The following is a 1,843-nucleotide window of genomic DNA, read 5'->3' on the forward strand; positions in this document are numbered from 1 at the left end:
TATCGCTTGCGCGCGTCCCTGCGCCATCCAAGATGGCGCTGAAACCCCGTCCACGATCAGCCTGAAACAGGCGTCCACGATCGCTGAAATACGCACAGCGGTTCAGGCTGGTCGAAGATTTTTGTGGTTAAGCAGTCGATCGTTTTATCGAATCGGCAGCTTCGCGGGAATCGCCTGAAGTGGATTGGCGCTAAGACGCTTTGCCAACCCTCACGGCGCTACAGTCACCTCGCTCCACTTCAATCCTGCGGTTTAGCAACGGCGCGGATGTCTTCCAGAAAGCCGGGCGCAGAAATGGTTTGCATCACCTCTGCATAAGAGGCCTGGTCAAAATGCGAACCCAGAAAGCGGAGGTCGTCGTCGCTCTCCAGCCAGGCGTCAAGGTCTCCAGGTTTGTTGGGTCCGTCGTTCGCCAGATGCTCCCCCAACCGTGCGCACAAGAATCCGACGGCCGCACTCTGGCTCGTTGGACTTGGTGGACCTTCCAGTGGAAGCAATACCCGGTCGATGGCAGCGACGTTGTTAATCAGCTGCTGAGGAAGACCCCATGAGATCAGCAACAGCCTGCCTACTTCCGGTGCCGCGAGTCCGATGGATGCCTGTTGCTGTTCGAATCGTTGCAGAAGCCCGGTTGGGGCTTCTGAATTTGATGTGGAGGGCTCAATCAAGGCACATGCAAGGTGGCCCGTGAAAGACAGTACCACTTGCGTTGTCAGGGAGGCCGGATCCTCAAGTTCCAAGAGTTTTGCAAGCCGCTCGGCAAGGTCGGTGGCGATGGAACTGGCTTCGGAGATTCTGCTCAGCGTCTTTTTCACCGACGAATTGGCCAACTTGAAAGATTCGTTGAGCAGATAGCGCAGGCAAATGTTGCGTACGCTGTGCAAGCCAAGGAACGTTATGGCTTGCCCAAGTCGCTCGATGGGGGCGCGGGTGCCATACAGCGATGAATTCACTCGCGCCAAAATGCGCGCGACAACGATAGGCTCCGCGGCTACCAAGTCGCCAAGGTAGTTCGATGAAGCGCGTGCCACGAAATGCAATGACAGCAGTTCGTGGAACGCTCTGGGTGGCCGCGGCAAACTCTCAAACTGTTGTTCAAGCGATGTGCGAACAAGATTCGAAACCTTGTCGCCGGACAACCAACGGAAACCGTCGTAGCCGTAGTGTTGGACATCCTGAGCCACTCCGTGTTCCCGGGCTTCCTCTTGCGTCGCTGCCATGCACGGCAGGAGCAGGACCTGATGATTCGGCGGCACACTGTGATCCGCTCCGAATGAGCTCTGATGGCCAGAACAACGTCCAGTGTCGGCACGGACGCTAGCGGGACGTTTGGCCTTGGATCTCAGGCCAGCAAGAGTGCTGAAAAAGCGGTTCAATTTTCGTAGTGGCCCAAACGAAGGGGCAAGCGATCTGACTAGCCCCGATTAGATTAGCAAATCTTAGTACGAGGGAGATTTCTGCCAGTGGCAATTCATCACGATCAGACCGCTTTCTTTACCAGCGCAAGCCAAATTTCCCGCCCATCGCCCATCGCCCGTCGGTTTCAGCGTTCGTAAACGTTGCGAGGAGGGCCGACAGCATGGCTTTTTCAAAGAATCAAGATTTACCCTCCGCCTTTTAGACAATATGTTTATATTCAAGGAGACTAATTTTTAGTTATCCTTCCTGCGTATTTCGGCGAAGGTGACCGACGATTTCGGCAACGTGACCGGATTCATCGAGTAGCGAAATACACCAACGCACCGAGCATCGCGACCACGCTGCTGGTCATTACCCACTTCAAAGGACCAGCCATCCCTTGTGCGGGCACCTTATCCAAGCTGTCGGCAGATTTAACCGCCGC

Annotated in this window: 1 protein-coding gene; it reads right to left on the bottom strand. The window is 55.5% G+C overall.

The genetic code is table 11. The annotated features are described in order from the left end of the window. Positions 1-239 precede the first annotated feature (239 nt). Positions 240-1,220 (bottom strand): HDOD domain-containing protein, encoded by a 981-nt coding sequence (locus RCH10_RS27585; RefSeq protein WP_409054841.1) that lies wholly within the window; start codon positions 1,218-1,220, stop codon positions 240-242. Between the last annotated feature and the right edge of the window lie 623 nt (positions 1,221-1,843).

This window comes from Variovorax sp. GrIS 2.14, from assembly GCF_046115955.1.
Classification (GTDB): Bacteria; Pseudomonadota; Gammaproteobacteria; order Burkholderiales; family Burkholderiaceae_C; genus Variovorax.

Excerpts from the sequence above, each read along its gene's own strand:
- RCH10_RS27585 (WP_409054841.1), bottom strand. The coding sequence starts at position 1,220 with ATGGCAGCGACGCAAGAGGAAGCCCGGGAACACGGAGTGGCTCAGGAT.